Annotated in this window: 19 protein-coding genes, 1 rRNA gene and 1 pseudogene; 10 read left to right on the plus strand and 11 right to left on the minus strand. The window is 57.9% G+C overall.

The genetic code is table 11. The annotated features are described in order from the left end of the window. Positions 1-217 precede the first annotated feature (217 nt). From F8N85_RS30060 to soxR, 5 genes are all read right to left on the minus strand, one after another. The gene (locus F8N85_RS30060; RefSeq protein ID WP_150807081.1) at positions 218-1405 is read right to left on the minus strand and encodes an osmoprotectant NAGGN system M42 family peptidase; all 1188 of its coding nucleotides are present in this window, start codon (positions 1403-1405) and stop codon (positions 218-220) included. A 207-nt stretch (positions 1406-1612) separates the two neighbouring features. Next, positions 1613-3358 carry an N-acetylglutaminylglutamine synthetase gene (gene ngg, locus F8N85_RS30065; protein ID WP_150807082.1) on the minus strand — a complete coding sequence of 582 codons (1746 nt, stop codon included), beginning with the start codon at positions 3356-3358 and terminating at the stop codon, positions 1613-1615. A 3-nt stretch (positions 3359-3361) separates the two neighbouring features. After that, positions 3362-5134: an N-acetylglutaminylglutamine amidotransferase gene (locus F8N85_RS30070; RefSeq protein ID WP_150807083.1), complete on the minus strand. Its 1773-nt coding sequence runs from the start codon at positions 5132-5134 to the stop codon at positions 3362-3364. A gap of 222 nt (positions 5135-5356) precedes the next feature. After that, positions 5357-5818 (minus strand): VOC family protein, encoded by a 462-nt coding sequence (locus F8N85_RS30075; RefSeq protein WP_150807084.1) that lies wholly within the window; start codon positions 5816-5818, stop codon positions 5357-5359. Positions 5819-5979: 161 nt separating this feature from the next. Continuing rightward, entirely contained in the window at positions 5980-6447 is a 468-nt protein-coding gene (gene soxR / locus F8N85_RS30080) for a redox-sensitive transcriptional activator SoxR (protein ID WP_150807085.1), read from the minus strand. Between the two features lie 94 nt (positions 6448-6541). Here soxR and F8N85_RS30085 point away from each other — a divergent pair, with 94 nt between their 5' ends. Next, positions 6542-6907, plus strand: a complete 366-nt coding sequence (locus tag F8N85_RS30085; RefSeq protein WP_150807086.1) for an antibiotic biosynthesis monooxygenase — start codon at positions 6542-6544, stop codon at positions 6905-6907. A 58-nt stretch (positions 6908-6965) separates the two neighbouring features. On the opposite strand, the gene ssuD is transcribed toward F8N85_RS30085, so the two are convergent. Further along, positions 6966-8111, minus strand: coding sequence for an FMNH2-dependent alkanesulfonate monooxygenase (gene ssuD / locus F8N85_RS30090; RefSeq protein WP_150807087.1), 1146 nt, complete (start codon positions 8109-8111; stop codon positions 6966-6968). A 19-nt stretch (positions 8112-8130) separates the two neighbouring features. Then, a pseudogene (locus F8N85_RS30095) lies at positions 8131-8304 on the minus strand (FMN reductase); the annotation flags it as partial. 188 nt (positions 8305-8492) lie between these two features. Here F8N85_RS30095 and F8N85_RS30100 point away from each other — a divergent pair. The 7 genes from F8N85_RS30100 (at position 8493) to F8N85_RS35515 (ending at position 18879) form a co-directional block, all read left to right on the plus strand. Next, positions 8493-8786, plus strand: a complete 294-nt coding sequence (locus F8N85_RS30100; protein ID WP_412072523.1) for a hypothetical protein — start codon at positions 8493-8495, stop codon at positions 8784-8786. A 97-nt stretch (positions 8787-8883) separates the two neighbouring features. After that, on the plus strand, positions 8884-9501 hold the full coding sequence (locus F8N85_RS30105; RefSeq protein WP_150807089.1) for a LysE family translocator: 618 nt from the start codon (positions 8884-8886) through the stop codon (positions 9499-9501). 312 nt (positions 9502-9813) lie between these two features. Beyond that, on the plus strand, positions 9814-13980 hold the full coding sequence (locus F8N85_RS30110) for a DUF1592 domain-containing protein (protein WP_150807090.1): 4167 nt from the start codon (positions 9814-9816) through the stop codon (positions 13978-13980). Between the two features lie 2 nt (positions 13981-13982). Next, positions 13983-15356 (plus strand): DUF1552 domain-containing protein, encoded by a 1374-nt coding sequence (locus F8N85_RS30115; RefSeq protein WP_150807091.1) that lies wholly within the window; start codon positions 13983-13985, stop codon positions 15354-15356. 299 nt (positions 15357-15655) lie between these two features. Further along, entirely contained in the window at positions 15656-16825 is a 1170-nt protein-coding gene (locus F8N85_RS30120) for a cysteine desulfurase family protein (RefSeq protein WP_150807092.1), read from the plus strand. Between the two features lie 54 nt (positions 16826-16879). Next, the gene (locus tag F8N85_RS30125) at positions 16880-18688 is read left to right on the plus strand and encodes an aminopeptidase P family protein (RefSeq protein WP_150807093.1); all 1809 of its coding nucleotides are present in this window, start codon (positions 16880-16882) and stop codon (positions 18686-18688) included. Between the two features lie 65 nt (positions 18689-18753). Then, positions 18754-18879 (plus strand): hypothetical protein, encoded by a 126-nt coding sequence (locus F8N85_RS35515; protein WP_263596394.1) that lies wholly within the window; start codon positions 18754-18756, stop codon positions 18877-18879. On the opposite strand, the gene F8N85_RS30130 is transcribed toward F8N85_RS35515, so the two are convergent. After that, positions 18880-19470 carry a 2-hydroxychromene-2-carboxylate isomerase gene (locus F8N85_RS30130; protein ID WP_150807094.1) on the minus strand — a complete coding sequence of 197 codons (591 nt, stop codon included), beginning with the start codon at positions 19468-19470 and terminating at the stop codon, positions 18880-18882. 39 nt (positions 19471-19509) lie between these two features. After that, on the minus strand, positions 19510-20250 hold the full coding sequence (locus F8N85_RS30135; protein WP_150807095.1) for an SDR family oxidoreductase: 741 nt from the start codon (positions 20248-20250) through the stop codon (positions 19510-19512). Positions 20251-20342: 92 nt separating this feature from the next. On the opposite strand from F8N85_RS30135, the gene F8N85_RS30140 reads away from it, so the two are divergent. After that, a complete protein-coding gene (locus F8N85_RS30140) occupies positions 20343-20912 on the plus strand; it encodes a TetR/AcrR family transcriptional regulator (protein WP_150807096.1) in 570 nt (189 codons plus the stop codon). A gap of 12 nt (positions 20913-20924) precedes the next feature. On the opposite strand, the gene F8N85_RS30145 is transcribed toward F8N85_RS30140, so the two are convergent. Both F8N85_RS30145 and rhtA read right to left on the minus strand, forming a co-directional pair. Continuing rightward, on the minus strand, positions 20925-21206 hold the full coding sequence (locus F8N85_RS30145) for a hypothetical protein (RefSeq protein ID WP_150807097.1): 282 nt from the start codon (positions 21204-21206) through the stop codon (positions 20925-20927). A gap of 157 nt (positions 21207-21363) precedes the next feature. Then, on the minus strand, positions 21364-22251 hold the full coding sequence (gene rhtA, locus F8N85_RS30150) for a threonine/homoserine exporter RhtA (protein WP_150807098.1): 888 nt from the start codon (positions 22249-22251) through the stop codon (positions 21364-21366). A 702-nt stretch (positions 22252-22953) separates the two neighbouring features. Between rhtA and F8N85_RS30160 the strand changes: the two genes are divergently transcribed. Then, positions 22954-23148 (plus strand): 16S ribosomal RNA (locus F8N85_RS30160); the annotation flags it as partial.

Raw genomic sequence — 23148 nt, forward strand, 5'->3', positions numbered from 1 at the left:
GCGCTGCGCGCCACCCCCCTGATGAACACCTCCACTCGGCCTGCCGAAGGGGCGGGTAGATCAAGATCAACATCAAAAGCGAGGCGGCCTACCGGCCGGCCTGGGGATACGCATTCCCCTGTAGGAGCTGCCGCAGGCTGCGATCTTTTGATCTTGCTTCTCGGCACCTTCCAGAGCCGCCAAAAGATCGTCCGAACGCGGCCCCAACTTTCGCCAGCTACGTCGACCGCTGCCCGACCAGGCTGTCCACCGATGGCACTCGTGTATCGCTTTCCATCTGCGCGTCATGTTCCAGTTGGTGACTGAACCGGTCCAGCGAGCCTTTGGCCGGTTGTGCGTCGCTGGCGAACACCGGTGGGCTGAGGATGTAGGCGCCGAGCAGGCGACTGAGTGCGGCGAGGCTATCGATATGGGTGCGTTCATAGCCATGGGTGGCATCGCAGCCGAAGGCGAGCAGGGCGGTGCGGATGTCGTGACCGGCAGTCACCGCGGAATGGGCATCGCTGAAGTAATAGCGAAACAGGTCGCGACGCACCGGCAGTTCGTTGTCGCTGGCCAGTCGCAGCAGGTGCCGTGACAGGTGATAGTCATACGGCCCGCCGGAATCCTGCATCGCCACGCTCACCGCATGTTCGCTGGAGTGCTGGCCTGGGGCGACCGGGGCGATGTCGATGCCGACGAATTCGCTGACATCCCATGGCAAGGCCGCCGCCGCGCCACTGCCGGTTTCTTCGGTGATGGTGAACAGTGGATGACAGTCGATCATCAATGGTTCGCCGCTGTCGACGATAGCTTTGAGCGCTGCCAACAAGGCTGCTACCCCGGCTTTGTCGTCCAGGTGACGGGCGCTGATGTGGCCGCTTTCCGTGAACTCCGGCAGCGGGTCGAAGGCGACAAAGTCACCGATGCCGATGCCCAGCGAATCACAATCAGCCTTGGTGGTGCAGTAGGCGTCCAGGCGCAGTTCGATGTGGTCCCAACTGATGGGCATTGCGTCCACCTCGGTATTGAACGCGTGCCCGGAGGCCATCAGCGGCAACACACTGCCACGCACTACGCCGCTGTCGGTAAACAGGCTGACGCGACTGCCTTCGGCAAAACGACTGGACCAGCATCCCACCGGCGCCAGGGTCAGGCGACCGTTGTCTTTGATTGCGCGCACCGCGGCACCGATGGTGTCCAGATGCGCCGACACGGCACGGTCCGGGCTGTTTTTCTGGCCCTTGAGGGTGGCGCGAATGGTGCCGCGACGAGTCAGCTCGAAGGGAATGCCCAGTTCTTCAAGACGCTCGGCGACGTAGCGCACTATGGTGTCGGTGAACCCCGTGGGGCTGGGGATGGCGAGCATTTCCAGCAGGACTTTCTGCAGATAGTTGAGATCCGGTTCGGGAATTTTGCTGGTCATGGAAACTCCTGATTGAGGAAGGGGGAATAGAGGGATTCTGAGGTGAGTATCTGGTTTTTGTGGCGAGGGAGCTTGCTCCCGCTGGGTCGCGAAGCGGCCCTGAAACCTGCAATCACATTTCGTCAGGCATACCGCATGTGCAGGTTTTACGACTGCTGCGCCCGAGCGCGGACCGGCCGGCGGGAGCAAACTCCCTCGCCACAGGGCCTAAACCGTCGGCTGACTATGGGGAAACAACAAATCCACAAAACGCTCGGCAGTCGGTTGCGGTTCGTGGTTGGCCAGCCCGGCACGTTCGTTGGCTTCGATAAACACATACTCCGGCTGATCGGCCGCCGGCACCATCAGGTCGAGCCCGACCATCGGGATATCCAGCGCCCGTGCGGCGCGCACGGAGGCATCGACCAGCGTGGGATGCAGAATCGCCGTGACATCTTCCAGGGTGCCGCCGGTGTGCAGGTTGGCGGTGCGGCGCACGAACAGATGTTCGCCCGCTGGCAGGATGCTGTCGTAGTCATAACCAGCGGCACGCAAGGTGCGTCGGGTTTCGTGGTCCAGCGGTATTTTGCTTTCACCGCTGGTGGCGGCCTGGCGTCGACGACTTTGTGCTTCGATCAGTTCGCCAACCGAGTGCTGACCGTCACCGACAACTTGCGCCGGGCGGCGAATGGCAGCAGCCACCACTTCAAAGCCGATCACCACGATGCGCAGATCGAGGCCTTCGTGGAAGCTTTCCAGCAGTACACGGCTATCGAACTGACGAGCAGCCTCAATGGCTTGTTGCACCTCTTCGATCGTTTGCAGGTCCACGGCCACGCCTTGCCCTTGCTCACCATCCAGGGGTTTGACCACCACGCGCTGGTGCTCGTCGAGAAACGCCAGATTGTCGTCGGCATTGCCCGCCCGTTGTTGCGACGGCAAATTCAAACCGGCGGCCTTCAGCACTTTGTGGGTCAGGCTTTTGTCCTGGCACAAGCTCATGCTGATGGCGCTGGTCAGATCGCTCAGCGATTCACGGCAGCGCACCCGGCGCCCGCCGTGGCTCAAGGTGAACATCCCGGCGTCGGCGTCATCGACCTGGACATCGATGCCACGACGATGGGCTTCTTCGACGATGATCCGCGCGTAGGGATTGAACTCTGCCTGCGGTCCCGGCCCGAGAAACAGCGGTTGGTTGATTCCGTTTTTGCATTTGATGGCAAAGGTCGAGAGGGTGCGAAACCCTAGCTTGGTATAAAGACCTTTTGCCTGACTGTTGTCGTGCAAGACCGAAAGGTCGAGGTAGCTCAGGCCGCGGCTCATGAAATGCTCGATAAGATGGCGCACCAGCACTTCGCCGACTCCCGGCCGCGTGCAATTGGGGTCGACTGCCAGGCACCAGAGGCTGCAGCCGTTCTCCGGGTCGTGAAAGGCTTTCTGATGATTGAGCCCCATCACGCTGCCGATGATCGTGCCGCTGTCTTCGTCTTCGGCGAGCCAGTACACCGGGCCGCCTTCATGACGAGGCGTCAGCAGGGCCGGATCGATGGGCAGCATACTGCGGGCGTGATACAGCTGATTGATGGCCTGCCAGTCCGCTTCGTTCTGTGCCCGGCGGATGCGGAAGCCGCGAAACACCCGGGTGGCCGGGCGGTAGTCGCTGAACCATAGGCGCAAGGTGTCGGACGGGTCGAGAAACAACTGCGCCGGCTCCAACCCCAACACTTGCTGGGGCGCGGCTACGTACAGCGCGATGTCTCGCTCGCCCGGTTGCTCATGGAGCAATTCCTCGGCAAGGCTCGCCGCGTCTGGAAAGGTATGGCCGATCAGCAACCGACCCCAGCCGCAATGCACGGCGATGGGCTCGGGGCCAGGTTCGCTGCCGTCTTCGGCGAAGCGTGCTTGCAGGCGCTCATAAGAGGGCGACTGACCGCGCAGCAGGCGTTGGCTGTAGGCCGTAGCGTGGGGTTTCATGGATCAGATTCCTTGTTCGCTGAGCCACAGATTCAGCGCCGCCAGTTGCCACAGCTTGGAACCGCGCAACGGGGTCAACTGGCCCTGTGGATCGGTCAACAGGCGATCGAGCATCGCCGGTTTGAACAGGCCACGATCCTGGCTTGGATCGAGCAGCAGTTCACGAACCCAATGCAGCGTGTCGCCCTCTAAATGCTTGAGGCCCGGCACCGGGAAGTAACCTTTTTTGCGGTCGATGACTTCGCTGGGGATCACTAGCCGAGCGGCTTCCTTGAGCACCTGCTTGCCACCGTCCGGCAGTTTGAATTTGCCCGGAACGCGGGCTGACAGTTCCACCAGTCGATAGTCGAGAAACGGCGTGCGCGCCTCCAGGCCCCAGGCCATGGTCATGTTGTCGACGCGTTTGACCGGGTCATCCACCAACATTACCGTGCTGTCCAGACGCAGTGCTTTATCCACCGCGGCATCGGCACCCGGTTGGGCGAAATGTTCACGGACGAAGTCGCCAGCGGCGTCGTTGGCGGTCAACCATTTAGGCTGCACGGTAGCGGCGTAGTCGTCGTAACTGCGATCGAAGAACGCATCGCGATAGGCCGCGTACGGATCGCTCGCACCATCGACTTGCGGATACCAGTGATAACCGGCGAACAATTCGTCCGCACCCTGGCCGCTCTGCACCACTTTGCAATGCTTGGCCACTTCCCGCGACAGTAGGTAAAAGGCGATGCAGTCATGGCTGACCATCGGCTCGCTCATGGCGCGGAACGCCGCGGGCAGTTGCTCGATGATCTCTTTTTCCTGGATGCGCAACTGGTGGTGTTGGGTGCCGTAGTGCTTGGCGATCAGGTCCGAGTACTGGAACTCGTCGCCACGCTCGCCACCGGCATCCTGGAAGCCGATGGAGAAAGTCGACAGATTCTCCACACCGACTTCCCGCAACAGCCCGACCAACAGACTCGAATCGACGCCGCCCGAAAGCAGGACACCGACATCCACAGCAGCCCGCTGACGGATCGCCACCGCTTCACGGGTGCTTTCGAGCACGCGGTCGCGCCAGTCTTCCAGGGTCAGATTCAGTTCATCGGCGCGCGGGCCGTAGGGCAGGGTCCACCAGGTTTTCTGTTCGGTGGTGCCATTGGCATCGATGCGCATCCAGGTGGCTGGCGGCAGCTTTTCAATGCCTGCCAGCAAGGTGCGCGGCGCCGGAACCACCGAGTGAAAATTCAGGTAGTGATTGAGCGCCACCGGGTCGAGGACCGGGTTGATATCACCGCCCTTGAGCAGCGCCGGCAATGCCGAGGCAAACCGCAGGCGCTGGCCGGTGCGCGACAGGTACAAAGGCTTGACGCCCAGACGGTCGCGGGCGATGAACAGCCGTTCGTTGTCACGTTCCCAGATCGCGAAAGCGAACATGCCGTTGAGCTTGGGCAGCAGATCCTCGCCCCAGGCGTGGTAGCCCTTGAGCAGCACCTCGGTGTCGCCGCTGGAATAGAAGGCATAGCCAAGGCTTTCCAGTTCGGCGCGTAGTTCCGGGAAGTTGTAGATCGCGCCGTTGAAGGCCAGGGACAGGCCCAGTTGAGCGTCGACCATCGGTTGCGCCGAGCCGTCCGACAAATCCATGATCTTTAGACGACGATGGCCCAGGGCAATCGGCCCTTGGCTGTGAAAACCCCACGCGTCAGGCCCGCGAGGTGCCAGGTGATGGGTGATCCGTTCCACCGCAGCCAGGTCGGCAGGTTGGTGATCGAAACGTAATTCTCCAGCTAATCCGCACATAAATTCCTTACCGGCTTTTCCGTTGGGGAGGGGTCAAGCGTTACCGCGCCAAATGGCAGGTACTCTGAAACTGACCCGGGTGAATCTCTGGAGTTTTAGATCGATAAGTTATAAGTCGCCTGGGTTGGCTTTGAGGGCAGCAATCACGGCGGGACTAACAGCAGAAAAGCCCTGCACATATTAAAAGCTGCAGGGCTTCTCGGTCCGAGGCAAAGGCTTTACTCAAGCTTGCTTGAACATCTCTGCGGCGCGCTTGGCGATTTCTTCCTGGGACAAGTCTTCCTTATGGGTTGCAAGAAACCACAAGTGACCGTATGGATCTTTCAGCGTGCCGGTGCGATCGCCGTAGAACTGGTCTTTGACTTCAGAGACCATCTCGCCTCCGGCGGCAATCGCCTGGGCGAATTGTTTGTCGACATCGTTGACATACAAATGCAGACCTACCGAGATGCCGGTCTGTTCAGGACTGCGCAGAGACGCAGCCTCGCAGGGGGTGGCGAGCATGATGGCCGAGTCGCCGATACGCAGTTCGGCGTGGCCGATGTCGCCGTTGGGTGCAACCAGGCGCATGATTTCCGTGGCGCCGAATGCTTTTTTGTAGAAGTCGATCGCCTCCGCGGCTTTTTTGATGCCCAGATATGGCGTGATGCTGTGATAGCCCTCAGGTATCGGTTTAACGCTCATGTCGGTTCTCCTTTTCGTTGGGGGGATAAACGTAATCCTTCACCGTTTTCCGGTCGATTCACTATAGGTCACGAAAAACCGGGGAGCCGAGGGGTCGACGGATAGTAGCATCGCCACTATTTGGCCAAACGGAGGCAAGTGCCCTCGCCACAGGGGCGACGCTATTGTGTTTCCGCCCTCGACTCCAACAACTGCGCCCCCGGCCCGCGTTCACCTAGCACATCGCCATAGTTGCGCAGCGGGCAAGCCTCCATCGACAAACAGCCGCAACCGATGCAGCCATTGAGCTTGTCGCGCAGCATGATCAACTGGTTGATCCGCTCATCCAGATCTTTGCTCCACTGCTCTGACAGCCGCTTCCAGTCCGCCGCGGTCGGCGCGCGATGGTTGGGCAGTGACTTCAGGGCATCGCCGATCTCTGCCAGGGGAATGCCCAATCGTTGTGCAACCTTGATCATCGCCACCCGCCGCAGGACTTCCCGCGGGTAACGGCGCTGGTTGCCCTGGTTGCGAGTGCTTTTGATCAGCCCCTTGGACTCGTAGAAATGCAGGGCAGTGACTGCGACGCCGCTGCGCGCCGACAATTGGCCGACGGTCAGTTCTTTGTGGATAGTTTCGTTGCTGATCATTGAAATTTGCCACTTGACCTCTAGTTAACTAGAGGTTTTACCCTGCATGGCCTCGGATCGCAAGATTCCGCTTACCTGTCAGTGGGGACTATTCATGCAGTCGCTTGAGAAAAATCGCAGCTTCACGCAACTGATCGAATTCGAAATCGAACCTCATCAGCAGCCAGGGCTGGTCTCGGCCTTGTCTGCACAGACCGAACGTCTGGCCCAGCTTTATAGCGGTTTTCTCAGCGCCAGCGTGCAGGCCAGCGATGACGGCCGGCGGGTGCTCAATTATCTGCAATGGCAATCGCGGGAGGCGGGTGAGGCGGCTTTCCAGAGTTTCGAGAATGGCGAACAGGATTTCTGGAAACTGATCCGCGCCTTTCAGGCCAGGACCGTTACCTTCGGTTCATTCCAGGTGCTGCGCAGCATCGAGCGCAGCCATGACGATGCGTTGCACTGCAACCTGGTGCATTAGTGGCCTGTGTGGCTAGTTCTGTTAGCCACCACAGAGCCCCGTTCAGCAGGTCAATCGATCAAGCCCGGGCTTTAGCAGGCAAAACATCATTGGCGATCATTTCGCCAAACGGTCCGGTGAGGTTGGTGATGCCACGACCGGCGAGGCTGGCATAGGGTTCCGGTAACAACGGGAACACCAGTTCGGCAAAGCGGTAAGCCTCTTCCAGGTGCGGGTAGCCAGAAAAAATAAAGCTCTCGATGCCCAGGTCCGCGTACTCTTTGATCCGTGCCGCCACTTGCTGCGGATCGCCGACCAGCGCGGTGCCGGCACCGCCACGCACCAGGCCGACTCCAGCCCAGAGATTGGGGGCGATTTCCAGGTTGTCACGCCGACCATCATGCAGCGCGGCCATGCGTCGCTGGCCCTCTGAGTCGAAGCGCGAGAAGGACTTTTGTGCCGCAGCGATGGTCTCGTCGCTGATGTGCTCGATCAGTTTGTCGGCAGCTTTCCAGGCTTGCTCGGCAGTTTCGCGGACGATCACGTGCAGGCGAATCCCGAACTTCACCGTACGGCCCTGACGCGCCGCGCGTTCACGGACATCGGCCAGCTTCGCGGCGACAGCGGCTGGTGGTTCGCCCCAGGTCAGGTAGACATCGACCTGCTCTGCGGCCAGGTCGTGGGCCGCTTCGGAAGAACCGCCGAAGTACAACGGTGGATAAGGTTTCTGCACCGGTGGATACAGCGCCTTGGCGTTCTGCACCCGTAGATGCTTGCCTTCAAAATCCACCGATTCGCCTTGCAGTACCCGGCGCCAGATCTTGAGGAATTCATCGGTGACTTCGTAGCGTTCGCTGTGATCAAGGAAGCTGCCATCGCCACGGTTTTCGTCAGGGTCGCCACCGGTTACCACGTTGATCAATAAGCGGCCATTGGACAGCCGGTCGAGAGTCGCGGCCATGCGCGCCGAAACGGTCGGCGAGATAATTCCTGGACGAATCGCCACCAGGTAACGCAGGCGTTCGGTCAATGGCACCAGGGCCGAAGCGATGACCCACGAGTCTTCGCATGAACGTCCGGTGGGAATCAACACTCCGTGGTAACCGAGGTTGTCTGCCGCCTGGGCCACTTGTTTCAAGTAATTGAGCGTGACCGGGCGCGCGCCCTGGGTGGTGCCCAGGTAATGGCCGTCGCCGTGAGTGGGGAGAAACCAGAAAACATCCATGAACAGATCCTTAAGCGATTTACAGCAGAGCGGTTGAGTGCACGCCGAAGAGCAGCGGTGCGGCGCGTTCTGCAGCAAGACGAATGCGAGCCTTCAAAGGCTCACTGGTTATTTGATAGTGGGAGAAGTCGGCCTCGGTGGCGTACACACTGTTTGGCAGGGTCAGTGCCTGGAAAAAGCTGAACAGCGGACGACATCACTGCGAGCAGGTTCGTTATAAAGGCTCGTAGTTATTCCGTAAAATATCGTAAAAAGATATTGATAGATCGATATAGCATATGCGGCGCGAATGGATCTGTTTATGTCGAAGTCGAATAGCGACTATTGAGCGTGTTGATTTTTGTCGGCCAAAGCCTGGGAGTAGCCTGTGTTCATTGCCTAATGCCAGCTTGTCAGGGGACTCCCGTGAATCGTTTTCTCGCCATTTTTTTGCTGCTTGCCGCCTCGGTTCTTGCCGGCTGTGGGACTCATTACTCCCCCGAGTTGCGGCCGTACACAGCAGAAGAAAGTCGTGAGCTGGCGTTGGAAGCGTTGAATCGTCGCGGGTTGTCTTTCGATGAGTACAACCAGAAAAAAGCCGAATTGCTCGGCCATTCGAAAAAAGCCCTTGGTTTCAATGCTCAAGGCGAAATGAACGCCGAGCGTAGCGTGACCCTGCCTGGGCGCCCCAGCTGAGTAGACTGTACTGCTCAAAGTTTTGCGCAACTGTCCGTGGGTTTCACCGGGTTCCTGGGATAGGGTCAACGCCTGACCGACCCTGATGGATTGCCCCATGACTCTCTCGCTGGATTTGCTGCTGGGCTTCGCCCTGTTTGCGCTAGTTACCTCCGTCACCCCCGGCCCCAACAACACCATGCTGCTGGCCTCGGGTGTCAATTTCGGTTTCAACCGCTCCATTCCCCATATGCTCGGCATCAGCTGTGGATTCTTCGTCCTGGTGCTGGCGGTCGGTTTCGGCCTGGGTGCGGTATTTCAGACCTATCCATTGTTCTACAACGTGCTGCGTTATGTCGGCGCGGCTTACTTGCTGTACCTGGCCTGGAAAATCGCCCGCTCCGGGCCGGTTTCCGAAACAGAGCAGGGGCAAGGCAAACCGATCAGCTATTGGGGTGCGGCGGCGTTTCAGTGGGTCAATCCCAAAGCCTGGATCATGGCGGTCGGCGCCATCAGCACCTACACACCCTTGCAGGGATACTTCACCAACGTAGTGGTGATCGCCGCGGTCTTTGCTGTGATCAACTTGCCGAGCGTCAGTCTTTGGGTCGCCTGTGGCAGCTTGTTGCGTAAGGTATTGCGCGATCCGCGCTGGTTGCGGGTGTTCAATTTGAGCATGGCCTTGCTGCTGGTGGTCTCGCTGTACCCGTTATTATTGGAGAGTGCAGGACACTAGTTTTGTCAATAGCCGGAATGAAGTGACTAGTAGTTCTGATAGTCTTTTTTGACGCCGTTATAGAGCCGAACTAAGCCTAAGAAGCGCGGCGATAAAAACAGTCTTTTTGGTCGCGCACTTGATAATAAAGTGAGTGCTTGCGCGTTCCTGTCAGGGTGTGGACGTAGTGGAATTGTTTGGGCTTGCTTTCAATAGAAACATCACTGCTCAACAGTGTTGAGCAGTGAGTTTCGGCTCCGAATACTCTCTTGCAATAGCGAACAAGTTGTCTGCCATGCAGGGGCGTATCGGGTTAGCAAGGAGAAGCTATATATGCGTGCGCCTATCGTCTTTCAGCGCTTTTTTTGGACTGCATGTCTTGTCATACCGGTCCTGTTACTGGGCGGCTGGTTTGTCTTTGCCTATTTCTCTGACTCGTCCATCGGCCAAACGCTTGCGGCGCCCGCCAAGTCAGCGCAAAAGCCACCGGCGGCGTGTGCGGCGGATCCTTATATTGCGGGCACGGACTATCAGCAAGGGGATCAGGTAAAGAACCTCGACCGGTATTTCGAGTGTTGGAAAGATGACGAGGCACCGCTTGGTCCAGACAGTTGGAAGTGGTGTAAACAGGCAGCCTACGCCCCCGGAAAACCCGAAAACTCAGCGAATTGGCCTGACGCCTGGAAAGAACTCGAATGCGGTGGTTTTGAAGGCAACCGTCTAAGTCTGAATTTTGCCACCCTCAGTGGCAAAGCCCCGTTGAAAGAGGCGGTGATCGGTGTCGCTCGCGCCGATCAGGTCGTCACCGGAGTCTTGCGTTGCAAGGCGCAGGAAATTCCCATCAGTGCCAAAGCCAATGAAACGCTCGATATCGATGGTCTGAAAGCCTGCGACTATCAGCTGGTAATGGATGTTGCCGATGGTTTTGCGCCGCTCAACACGCCGCGAATCGTGTCCTTCAAAGAAGATGAGGGCGATCATCAGACGTTGACCGTGAAATATCGTCCGCCGATCGATATCGGCAAACTCAGTGGCCTGCCCGGAATCAAGATCGAGATGTTTGCCCAAGGGCTGATCCAGCCTCGGCAAATGGCCATGGGCAAGCGCGTACTCTATGTCGGTTCCAGTGCGATTCCGTCGTATGTCCATGACGGGAAAATTGCCGACATGATTTATGCGCTACCTCTGGATGGCGCTGGCAAGCCGACGGGAATCTACGTGATCGCCAGCGGTCTGGAGGAACCTCATGGCGTGGCTTACCGCGATGGCGATTTGTACTACTCGACCACCGGTGGACTTTATCGGTTGAGCAATGCCGATGAAAACTACAAAGACCCCAAGCCTGAACGTGTTCTGAACTTTCCGGCAGACGACACTCTATTTCCTTTGCCGTCCCAGGCGTCAGGTTCTTCAACGCGTATCTGGCATATGAAGCATCCGCTGCATTTCAACCCGTTCGATCCGGAGGACAAGGGGCTGTACACGGCGGTCGGAACGCCCTGCAACCTGTGCATGATTCCCGCCGACGGGCGTTACGGTGCGTTGCTGCGTTATGACCTGGAGACCGGCAAGGCGCAAGTGCTGGCAAAGGGGATTCGCAACACCGTGGGGTTTGACTGGAATCCCAAGACTCGGGAGATTTGGTTCAGCGATAACAATCGGCAGGGTTTTCCCAATCCCGATGAAGTCAACCGGATCAGTGGCCAGGGTCAGCATTTCGGAGTCCCCTATCGGTTCGGCAAAGATACGCCAGGTTTCACAAAAGAGGAGTTCGAAAACCCTGGTGTTGTTCAGCCTCCGTTGGTGCCCGGTGCGATTGTTTCAGACAAGTCGCTGGAGCAGATCAATTCACAGGATTACGTGCCTGCGGTGTTTGCGTTGGGTACCAATACTGCGCCATTGGGTGTCAAATTCTGGGATGGTTACCCAACTCAGGGGGACACCCAGCGGTTACTGGTAGCGCTACACGGTGCCGGTTCAACCGAAAGGCCGGGGATGGATGTGCGGATGCTGACGATCCAGGGCGGGACCCGGGTGGTCAATCAGATCCCGCTGATCAATCACTCCGTGCAGGACCTTGATCAAAACGATGTGTATGCGCTGAATGGTTCAACGGGGCGGCCGACGGACTTCCTCGAACTGGCAGACAAAAGTCTGCTGATTTCCGATGACGTGGCCGGGATGATTTATCGCGTGCGCTACGACGCCGGCGCGGTATTGGATACCCAGTTGGCGTTGCGTCCGATGTTGGTACCTGCCCCTGAATTGGACGACGAGATGATCAGCGGATATTTGATCTCCCCGGGCGGCAATAGCCGACTGTTTCATGTGTCATGGCATCCCTCTGACAGCGAGGCCGGGTTGGTACTCAAGGGACTCAGCTATGGGGATTATCAGCTAAAGCTCAATGATGTAAAAAACTGGATTCCGCAAGTTCGCACGACCCACTTCACATTGTCCGCAGCAAACAAAACCAAATCGATCAACTTGCAGTACCGCGAGCGGCCGATAAAACTTGAGGTCAAGGTGACTGTTCCGGCCCCGCAAAAACCTGCATCAGTAACTGATGACCAATGGACTATTACCCTCAGGAACAAGGCCGATCTTGCTGAGCAACCACGGACGGTAAACGTCCCTTGGGGGGGAAGTGTTACGCAGATTCTGAACTACGGTCAGTACGAGATTCTTTATCCGTTCTATGCAAAAGAAAAACCGCAGCCTGAACGGGTGAGCGTAGTGATCGATGAGTCGAGTGAAGACATGTCGATTTTACCGATGTCGTACCGCAAGGTTGAAGAACTGGGCCCTGTGGTACTTGCCGAGACCTGCACCAAATGTCACGCCGTGGAGTATTTCAATAGCTTGCGCATGGCCCTTGCCTGGAGTGTGGCGGGTCAGGATGCCTTGGTAAAACAGATCAAGAGCATGCCGGTAGCGGGGCATTGCGATACCACCTGTGCCTCGGAAATCAGCAAGCACTTGTACAACGTCGTCTGGGCGCCTTACCTGAACCCGGCCGAGTCCTATGGTGAGCGGCAACTGCGACTGCTGACGCCTGCGGAATATGCCGCCAGCGTTAAAGACATACTGGCTGTCGAGATCAATCCCGAGAAGTTACCGGCGGACAAATCGGAGAAGGATTTCAAATACCCAGGCGAGGCGGATAAAGGCATTCTTCAGACCGAAGATGTAAAACTGTTCTACGACATGGCGTTGTTCGTGGCTGACAAGGTTGCTCCCGAACAATGGGCCTTACTCAAAGTGGCCCGCCAGCCTGACCTCGTGACCGCTTTGGGTTACCGGTTGTTCCGGCGTCCTTTGAGTGATGCAGAACATGCACGCTATAAGTCTTTGCTGGACAAGGATGGGCAAACTGGCCTGGTGGCCGGGATGCTGCTGTCACCTAACTTCTTGTATCGCTCGGAGCTCGGGCAGACGGTGGCGGGCCGCTCAACCGTGTTCAAACTCACACCGTTCGAATTGGCGACGGCGCTCTCCTATGCCTTTGAGGGAACCACGCCTGGTACTGAACTTTTAGCCAAGGCCGGAAGGAACGAACTGGAAACCTCACAACAAATCGGGGCTGAGATCGAGCGGATGATGCGCTCCGATCGAGGTGTCGAGCAGTTCAACCGCTTTGTCAGCTACTACATCAAGACCAATCGCGGCGTACAGGAGAAGCCGGGGTTGACCGCGGCCATGGTCCAGTTGATGGCTCGGGAACAGTATCTGTTAACGCGCAATGTGATGCTGGATGGGCAAGGAACGCTTAATGAACTGTTCAACCCTGGGTATACCTACCTCAACGCTCCTCTTGCAGCGCATTACGGGATCAGTGGCGTCAGTGGTGACACCCTGCACAAAGTCGCGGTCGATGAAAAGCGAGGCGGGTTGCTTCATCTCGGACTCACTCAGGCAGCCACCTCGGACTACCAGGCTACGTCATTGGTCAAGCGCGGCATCATGATTCGCGAGCAGATGTTCTGTCGTGAGTTTGGCGCACCCGTCGAAGCGGATCCTACAGAGCCGGAATACCCCGCACGTGCAATCACCACCCGTGAACACTGGGATCTGGTCAACGGCGAACAGGCGTCCGGGGGACGTTGCTGGCAATGCCATCAATACATGAATGACACCGGTTCTTCGATGGAGCATTACGACGCGGCGGGGCGCTATCGTCTTGTGGAACCCGCCTTCAACTATGTGCACTACCCGCAAATGTTGCCGATCAAGTCTTCCGGTCCTTTCTTGAGCACCACCGGGACTGAAGACATCAATGACGTCCGCGATATTGCAAAGCTGATTCCGCGTAATCCCGCGTCGTTGTTCTGCATGGCGGATAGCTACTTCCGTTTCGCATTCGGCAACAAATCCGATGAGGCGACTTCCGGGACCGTCAAGGCTATCGCCGATGGTTTGCAGGCCTCCGGTTCTCTGCGTGAAATGCTCAGAGCCCTGGGCACTTCCAATGCATTCCTATACAAGACCGAGAGGGAGTGAACATGGGTATCTTGAAAAGTCGTCGACGTTTTTTAGCTGGCCTGACCGCAGCCGGTGTGTATGGTCCCCTGACTCAGTTCGGTCTTGCGCGCATGGCCTTGGCGGGGCAAACCCAGCAGGCAAAATTGAAGGTGGTGTTTGTGGTGTTACCGGATGGCCTGGCGGTGGACTCTTTCCAGGGTGGTGGCTTTGGCGATGGACGCGGCCTGTGGCATCCGCATCCGCAGACGCAGGGTAGTACAGACACCACCGTGTTCGAGTTGAATGAGGTCAGCCAGGAGTTGGCAGCCTATCGCAGCCAGTCCCTGTACCTTCGCGGCATCATCCTTGGACCCGGAAATGTCGGTCATAAAGGCTGGACTTGGGTGTTGCGTGACAGTGCGGCCAGCATGTCGTCCATCGACGTATTGCTGGGGCAGGCATTACCTGGCTCGGTTCCATCCCAGCGCAGCCTGTTTTCAGGACCTCATGCAGGCATTGATCATACGTCCTGGTTTGTTTCATGGACCGGCAATGCAATTCGCACGCCCTATCAGGATCCGGTGCTGATGTATGAATCGATACTCAGTATTCCCAGCCGTGCGGCGCGTGAACAGCAAGTCCATAACACCAGCATATTTGATCCTGCGCGGATCGAAATCCAGGAGCTCAAAGGCAAACTTTCCGGCGCTCAGCGACAGAAGCTGGAAACCCATATGGACTCGGTGGAGCAGGTCATCAAGGATATCGACGATACGCTGCCGCCGGATGGCGAGTGCCCTCCACTGAGCCTGGAACCTCTCCCGTTCAAGTCGGCGGATTATCGGACTCGAGTGCAGGCGAGTCATCACCAGGTCGTCGCTACCGCCTTGAGTTGCGGAATCAGTCGCGTCGCCACGATTCAGGTCGGGCGTTCGGCAGAATCGCTGAACATTATTGACGTCAGCCCTACCAGTAATCCTCATGAATGCGCTCACCGGCGTTCCGGAGAAGCCTTCTGGAAAGGTACGCGTCAGTGGTACGTCAAGCGGGTCAAACTGTTCATGGACGAATTGGCAAAACATGCCGATCCTGATGTGCCGGGTGACAATCTGCTGAAACATACGCTGGTCGTAGTGACCAGCGAAATGGCCGATGGCGCGCCAGAGCACATGATCGACATGCCTCTGGTGCTTATGGGCGGAGCCGGTGGATTACTGAAGAGTGGCGACGGTGCCGGACGCTATTTCAATATCACTTCACAGTTCGATCGACCGCATCACTCGGGGAATCCGGACATCGGCAAGAACTTCGTCGACATGCAACGCATCTGGGCCACCATCGCCAAAGCAGCGGGAACCAGCGTGCCTTACGCAGGCAATATCACTCCGGTGACCGGTATATTCACCAATGTCTGAATGACGTCTTGCTGCTCAAAAACCGGAAAGTCCTGGTGTCGGGCTTTCCGGTTTTTATGTTTTGATCTGGCGATAGGCGTGGCCATTGGCCGATCACCTCTCGCTAGCCCCTTATGCAGCCTGTTAAGCTGAATTTCAGGAGCGTTCCTACGCACTTTTAAGAGAAGTTGTCCTTCTTTAACTGCATCCGATCAGGTATTGCTTACGGTCTGCCGTTCTGCGCCACTTCGGGGTGGCGCCAGTCAATGTTCATCACCGAGCACGCCTGATCCCGGAACACGCTCTGCGAGTCTTCTTTTATGAATAAACGTCCTTTGTATTTCGACTACGCCGCCACCACGCCGGTGGATGAACGGGTCATTCAAGTGATGGTCAATTGTCTGGGGTTCAGCGGTAACTTCGGCAACCCGGCCTCCAGCTCCCATGCCTTCGGCCAGCAGGCCCGGCAAACGGTTGAGCACGCCCGCGGGCAGGTGGCCGAACTGGTCGGCGCCGAGCCTGCGCAGATCGTCTGGACCTCCGGCGCCACCGAATCAAACAACCTTGCGCTCAAGGGCGTCGCCCAGGCTCGCGGTGTGTCGGGTGGACATATCATTACCAGTCAAATCGAACACAAGGCGATTCTCGATACTGCCAGGCAATTGCAGGAGGCCGGGGTCGCAGTGACCTGGCTGGTACCGGATGCCGAGGGGCTGATCAGTGCGCAGGCGGTCAGTGAAGCGCTGCGCGAGGACACCTTTCTGGTGTCGCTGATGTTGGTCAATAACGAACTGGGTACCGTCAATGACATCCCGGCCATCGGCCAACGGGTGCGAGAGCATGGCGCGTTGTTCCACGTCGATGCCGCGCAAGGCGCAGGCAAGGTGGCGATTGACCTGGCCGAGTGGCCGGTAGATCTGATGTCATTCTCGGCGCACAAGATCTATGGCCCCAAGGGCATCGGTGCGTTGTATGTCGGCCCGCGTGCGCAGCAGCGCCTGCAGGCACAGATTCATGGGGGCGGGCACGAAGGCGGTTTGCGTTCCGGGACGCTCGCGACTCACCAGATTGCGGGCATGGGCGCGGCGTTTGCCTTGGCGGCAGAGTCCTTCGACGAAGAAGCTGCAACCATCGCCGGTTTGCGTCAACGTTTGCTTGAGCAACTGTTCAGTATTCCTGGTGTACGCTTGAACGGCAGCGAGACCCAGCGCATTCCCCATACCTTGAGCCTGACCTTCAATGAGGGCGAGTTCAATCCGGCGGCGTTGAGTGCATCGATCGCCTTTTCGGCGACCTCGGCCTGCAACTCGGCGAGTAATGCACCGTCCCATGTGTTGCTGGCCCTGGGGCATGACGCCCGGGCGGCCAGTCGCACCATCCGTCTGAGTCTGGGGCGTTTCACCACCGAGCAGGACGTCGATCAAGCGGCACAATTGATCAAGGCTTCATCCGCCAGTCCACCGGCGTTCTGGGCCGTTGCCCAACCATAGGGGCTGATCCACACGGCACCCAATAAAAATCATGAGTGATTAGCAGGAGACACAATGAGCACGCAACCATTGAGCAACGGAGCGGTTTCCCAGCGCCTGGCGCAAACCCGCGAGCTGATGAGCCGGGAGGGCATTCATGCCCTGCTGGTGCCGTCGGCCGATCCGCACCTGTCGGAATACCTGCCAGGCTATTGGCAGGGACGGCAATGGCTGTCGGGCTTTCATGGTTCGGTCGGCACGCTGATAGTGACCCCTGATTTCGCCGGCGTCTGGGCTGACAGCCGTTACTGGGAGCAGGCTGGCAAGGAACTCAAGGGCAGCGGTATCGAGTTGGTAAAACTTCAACCCGGGCAACCAGGCCCGCTGGACTGGCTGGCCGAGCAGACTCCCGAAGGTGGCGTGGTCGCCGTCGATGGCGCGGTGATGGCGGTTGCTTCGGCGCGTACCCTGGGCAGCAAGCTCCAGGAGCGAGGCGCTCGACTGCGGACCGATATCGATGTGTTGAACGAAGTCTGGCAAGACCGTCCAGCGCTGCCGGATCAGCCGATCTACCAACACTTGCCGCCTCAGGCCACCGTCAGCCGTGGTGAGAAACTCGCCAAACTGCGCGAAAACCTGAAAGCCCGTGGCGCTGACTGGCACTTCATCGCGACCCTCGATGACATCGCCTGGCTGTTCAACCTGCGTGGCGCCGATGTGTCGTTCAACCCGGTATTCGTTTCCTTCGCCCTGATCGGCCAGCAGCAGGCGACGCTGTTTGTGGCGCTGAGCAAAGTCGATGGGCCATTGCGCGCGATCCTTGAACAGGATGGCGTGACCTTGCGCGATTACAGCGAAGTGGCCGCGGCATTGAGTGCAGTACCGAACGGCTCGAGCCTGTTGGTCGATCCTGCACGGGTCACGGCGGGGCTGCTGGACAATCTGGGCAGTGGCGTCAAGCTGCTGGAAGGGCTGAACCCGACCACCCTGGCCAAGTCGCAAAAAAGCCTCGCCGATGCCGAACATATTCGTCAGGCCATGGAGCAGGATGGCGCGGCCTTGTGCGAATTTTTCGCCTGGCTGGACAGCGCATTGGGTCGTGAGCGGGTTACCGAGCTGACCATTGATGAGCACCTGACGGCGGCGCGTACCCGTCGGCCGGGGTATGTCTCGTTGAGTTTCAACACCATCGCGGCGTTCAACGCCAACGGTGCGATGCCGCACTATCACGCCACCGAAGAAGAGCATGCGCTGATCGAAGGCGATGGCCTGTTGCTGATCGACTCCGGTGGTCAGTACCTGGGCGGCACCACCGACATTACCCGCATGGTCCCTGTCGGCACCCCGACCGAGGAGCAGAAGCGCGATTGCACGCGGGTACTCAAGGGCGTGATCGCGCTGTCCCGCGCGCAGTTCCCACGGGGCATTCTATCGCCGCTGCTGGACTCGATCGCCCGTGCGCCGATCTGGGCCGAAGGCGTCGACTACGGTCACGGCACCGGGCATGGCGTCGGTTATTTCCTCAACGTCCATGAAGGTCCGCAGGTGATTGCCTATCAGGCAGTGGCCGCGCCACAAACGGCGATGCAAGCGGGGATGATCACTTCCATCGAGCCGGGCACTTATCGTCCTGGCCGCTGGGGTGTGCGGATCGAGAACCTGGTGTTGAATCGCGAAGCGGGCAGCACTGAGTTCGGTGAATTTCTCAAGTTCGAAACCCTGACCCTGTGCCCGATCGACACCCGATGCCTGGAGCCGGCATTGCTGACTCAAGAGGAGAAAGAGTGGTTCAACGGCTATCACGCGCAAGTCCGTGAGCGTTTGAGCCCACTGCTTGAAGGTGCAGCATTGGAGTGGCTGAACACTCGGACGGCGGCTATTTAAGCCGAGGGCGGCGCAAGCTCAGGCGCTTGAGCCGCCATGTCCTTTCGGGGACAGCCTATTCTGGAATGTTCACCTTACTGCCGTTGCTGTCCGGTAGGGGCGCGACAATCATCGGGCAGATCCTCGCCGACCCTGGCTATGACCTGCTTGTAGCAGGAGAGGCGCAAGGGCGGCGGGTGATCGAGATCTAGCTAGCTCAAGGCTTCGAGGACAAAATCCAGACGGTCCTGGCCGAAGAACAGCTGGTTATCGACAAACATACTCGGCGCGCCGAATACACCGCGTTGCAAGGCCTGTTCGGTCTTGTCCTTGAGGGCCGCCTTGACCTCGTCATCGTTGGCCAGGGCCAGGACTTCGGTCGGCTCAAAGCCGTTTTCCGTCAGCACCGCAGCGACCGTTTCAGGGGCATTGAGGTTGCGCTTATCGACCCACAATGCGCGGAAGAGGCAGTCGATAAAATCGAGGAAGCGTTCCGGGTGCCGCAGTTGCATGCCGGTGACCGCTCGCATCAGTAAAAGCGTATTGATCGGAAAGTGCGGATTGAAATTGAGCGGGACCTGGTAGCGTTTGGCGTAACGATCCAGGTCATGCAGCATGTAGCGTCCCTTGGCCGGTATGGTGATCGGCGAGGCATTGCCGGTGGCTTTGAAGACTCCCCCCAGCAGCATCGGTTGATAGATGAGCTGGCAGTCGGTCTGGGCGCAGATTTTTTCTAGCTGTGTATAGGCCAGGTAAGTGCTCGGGCTGCCAAGGTCGAAGAAAAATTCCAGGGTTTTGCTCATGGTCGAGGCTCTCTGATTATTATTGTTGTTGAGGCGGGCTTACCAGCGTTCGCTCCATGGCCGCAGGTCCAGCTCGAAGGTCCAGGCATCTCTTGGCTGGCTGTGCAGGTACCAGTAGTTTTCGGCGATGTGTTCCGGATTGAGTATTCCGTCCTGATCCTTGAGCGCGTACTTTTCCGGGAAGCTATTGCGAATGAAGTCGGTATCAATGGCGCCGTCGACGACGATATGGGCGACGTGGATATTCATTGGCCCCAGCTCGCGCGCCATGCTTTGCGCTAACGCGCGGATTCCGTGCTTGGCCCCGGCAAACGCGGCGAACCCGGCAGCCCCGCGCATCCCCGCGGTGGCACCGGTGAACAGGAGGGTGCCGCGTTGGCGGGTGGCCATGCGTTTGGCGACTTCACGAGCGTTGAGGAAACCTGAGAAACAGGCCATTTCCCAGATCTTGAAATACTTGCGCGCGGTTTCTTCAAGAATGCTGCACGGCACGTTGGCACCGATGTTGAAAACGAAGGCTTCGATCGGACCAATCTGGCTCTCGATCTGTTCGACCAGCGCGATCACTTCCTCTTCCTTGCGGGCATCGCAGGCGAAGCCATGGGCCTGGCCTCCCGCAGCCTGAATGCTATCGACCAAAGGTTGCAATTTGTCCGCGCTGCGCCGAGTGACGCAGGCGATAAATCCCTCTTGGGCAAAGCGCTTGGCTATTGCTCCACCGGTGGCATCGCCCGCTCCGACGACCAAAACGACTTTGTTGTTATTGATAGCTGTAGTCATGGATATCGCCTTGTTAGTAAACGATCGTTAACTAAACGAACGTTATGCTATGATTTGCAAGGCGTCAAGGCGATAGATCCGGAGGAGGAGTGATGCGTTATTCAGCCAGCCACAAGCAGGAAACCCGGGAGCGATTGCTGGAAAGCAGCGCTGTGTCGGCTAAACAGGCAGGTTTTGCCACGGTCGGCGTCGATGGCCTGATGAAAGCGATAGGGCTTAGTGGCGGGGCTTTCTATAGCCATTTCTCTTCAAAGGATGAGTTGTTTGGTTCGATCGTCGAGCGAGAGCTGCGTCAAAGCCTTGAACGATTAAGCGGGGATGGGGAGCAGAATCGGCAACGGCTTGAACGCTGTCTCAAGCACTATTTGAGCATGGCCCATGTAGAGCAACCCGAGACGGGCTGTGCGTTGCCGGCATTGGGAGCGGAAATTTCCCGTGCCGACGTTGCTGTCCGGCAGCAGGCAGAGCAGTGGATCTGTCGATTGCAGGAAAGCTGGGCTCGCACCCTGGGCAGCGACAGTCTGGCGTGGGCGATTCTGTCGCAGTGCGTGGGCACGCTGGTCGTGGCGCGGATGCTGGCCAGTCCGGACCTTCAACGCAAGGTCCTGAAGTCGAGCCACGACGAGATCGGTCGCCAGATTGCGCTACAGAGCGGTGAATAAAAACGTGCCAGTTTATTTACAGATGACGATCATGCTGCGGCTCGTATAGCCGGCGGGGTTCAGGCCAAAGGGATAATCGCCGGGCTCTTCCACTGCGTCGCCGGATTTGGCGATCGTTTTGTAGCCCTTGGCGCCGCAGGAATTGGCGGCGCTGGCGTAACACTTGTCCCAGGAAGAGGACAGGCCGGAGCAGTTGATATGCAGCCCCTTCTTGCCGCGCTTTACCTCGGTTTTTGAAGTTGCGGCACAGCCTGCAATGGCAAGCACGATTAAAAGTATCAAAACTCGTTTCATTCCCTTCCTTTATAGCTGGCCTCGGGTCTGGCGCCCGAGTCTGGCGTTATCCGCTCATGCGTGTCGTTGGTGCTACCCATACGAAAATATCAAGGACTTACACGGCTCAAACATGGCCTGATTGAATAGACAATGCCAGAGCTAGGTTACACCAAACTCACTCAGTGGCGAGCATGGGGCTGGATACGCGGCGCATGGTCAGGGTGGCACCGACGGAGGCAAGAATAACGCAAGCGATGGCTAGCCATTGGGCAAGGGACAGGTGTTCGTGAAGGAACAACAGGCCTGACAAGGCACCGAAAGCGGGTTCGATACTCATCAATGTGCCAAAAGTCCTGGCTGGAATCCTGGTGAGGGCAACCATCTCGAGGGTGTAAGGCAGGGCGGTAGACAAAATCGCCACGCCAATGGCGATCGGGATCAGCGAAGGCGTCAGCAAAGCCGCTCCAGCATGGACGATGCCCACCGGCGCGACGAACAACGCGGCGATCATCACGCCCAGTGCGGCAGTTTGAACGCCATTATCGGCCCCGGCCTTCTGGCCGAAAAGGATATACAGCGCCCAGCAGACCCCGGCACCCAGCGCATAGCCAGCGCCGACGAGATCAATCCCGGAACTGGTATCGCCGGTGGGGATCAGCAGAAGCAAACCGATGACTGCCAGGCCGATCCAGAGGAAATCCATTGCCCGGCGTGAAGCATAGATAGCCACCGCCAGCGGGCCGGTGAACTCAAGGGCAACCGCAATCCCCAGCGGAACGGTGTTGAGTGACATATAGAAGAGCAGGTTCATCCCGCCAAGCGCCATGCCGTAAACGACGACCGTGCGCAGGCTGCTGGCGGTGAACCTGGCACGCCAGGGGCGTAACAGCAGCAGCATGATGATGCTGGCAAAGATCAGCCGCAGGGTTGTTGTACCTTGTGCTCCCACTACGGGGAACATGCTTTTGGCAAGGGATGCTCCGGACTGAATGGAAGCCATGGCGATAAGCAGCAGGCCGACCGGGATAAGAGTCGATGCAAGGCTGCGGGGTTGGTCAGTCATTACGAGGCGTCATCCGCAATAGTAGGGCAGGGAGGTGTGCTGGACACATGATGCTCAACTAATGCCAAATGAGCAATATAGTGCGCATACCGTTTGATGCACCTTTATATATAAGCAGGTTTTCAGGTTTTCGGTGGTTGTTGATAGAAAAGCGTAATTAGGTGTTGACGGCAGATCCTGGAAGTCTATAATTCGCCCCACTTCCGGCGCAGTCGAAACGGAAAACTCCTTGGTAAACAAAGAGTTACGCGGTTTTCGACAGCGGGCTGCTTCAGTTCATTGAAGCCCAGAAGGAGTTGGTAAGGTCGGCGGGTTTGGCCCTATTGACGGTTCGATCCACTCGGTCGAAAGCGGTGTAAAACAGGTGTTGACAGCAGCGAGTAACGCTGTAGAATTCGCCTCCCGCTAACGAGTGATCGGAAGCGCCAAGTGGTTGAAGTTACAAGGGAAACTTTGAAAGCTTCTGAAAATAACCGCTTGACAGCAGCAGAGGAAAGCGTAGAATGCGCGCCTCGGTTGAGACGAAAGATCTTAACCAACCGCTCTTTAACAACTGAATCAAGCAATTCGTGTGGGTGCTTGTGGAGTCAGACTGATAGTCAACAAGATTATCAGCATCACAAGTTACTCCGCGAGAAATCAAAGATGTAACCAACGATTGCTGAGCCAAGTTTAGGGTTTCTTAAAAACCCAAAGATGTTTGAACTGAAGAGTTTGATCATGGCTCAGATTGAACGCTGGCGGCAGGCCTAACACATGCAAGTCGAGCGGCAGCACGGGTACTTGTACCTGGTGGCGAGCGGCGGACGGGTGAGTAATGCCTAGGAATCTGCCTGGTAGTGGGGGATAACGTTCGGAAACGGACGCTAATACCGCATACGTCCTACGGGAGAAAGC

Source organism: Pseudomonas fluorescens, assembly GCF_902497875.1.
GTDB classification, from domain to species: domain Bacteria; phylum Pseudomonadota; class Gammaproteobacteria; order Pseudomonadales; family Pseudomonadaceae; genus Aquipseudomonas; species Aquipseudomonas fluorescens_BR.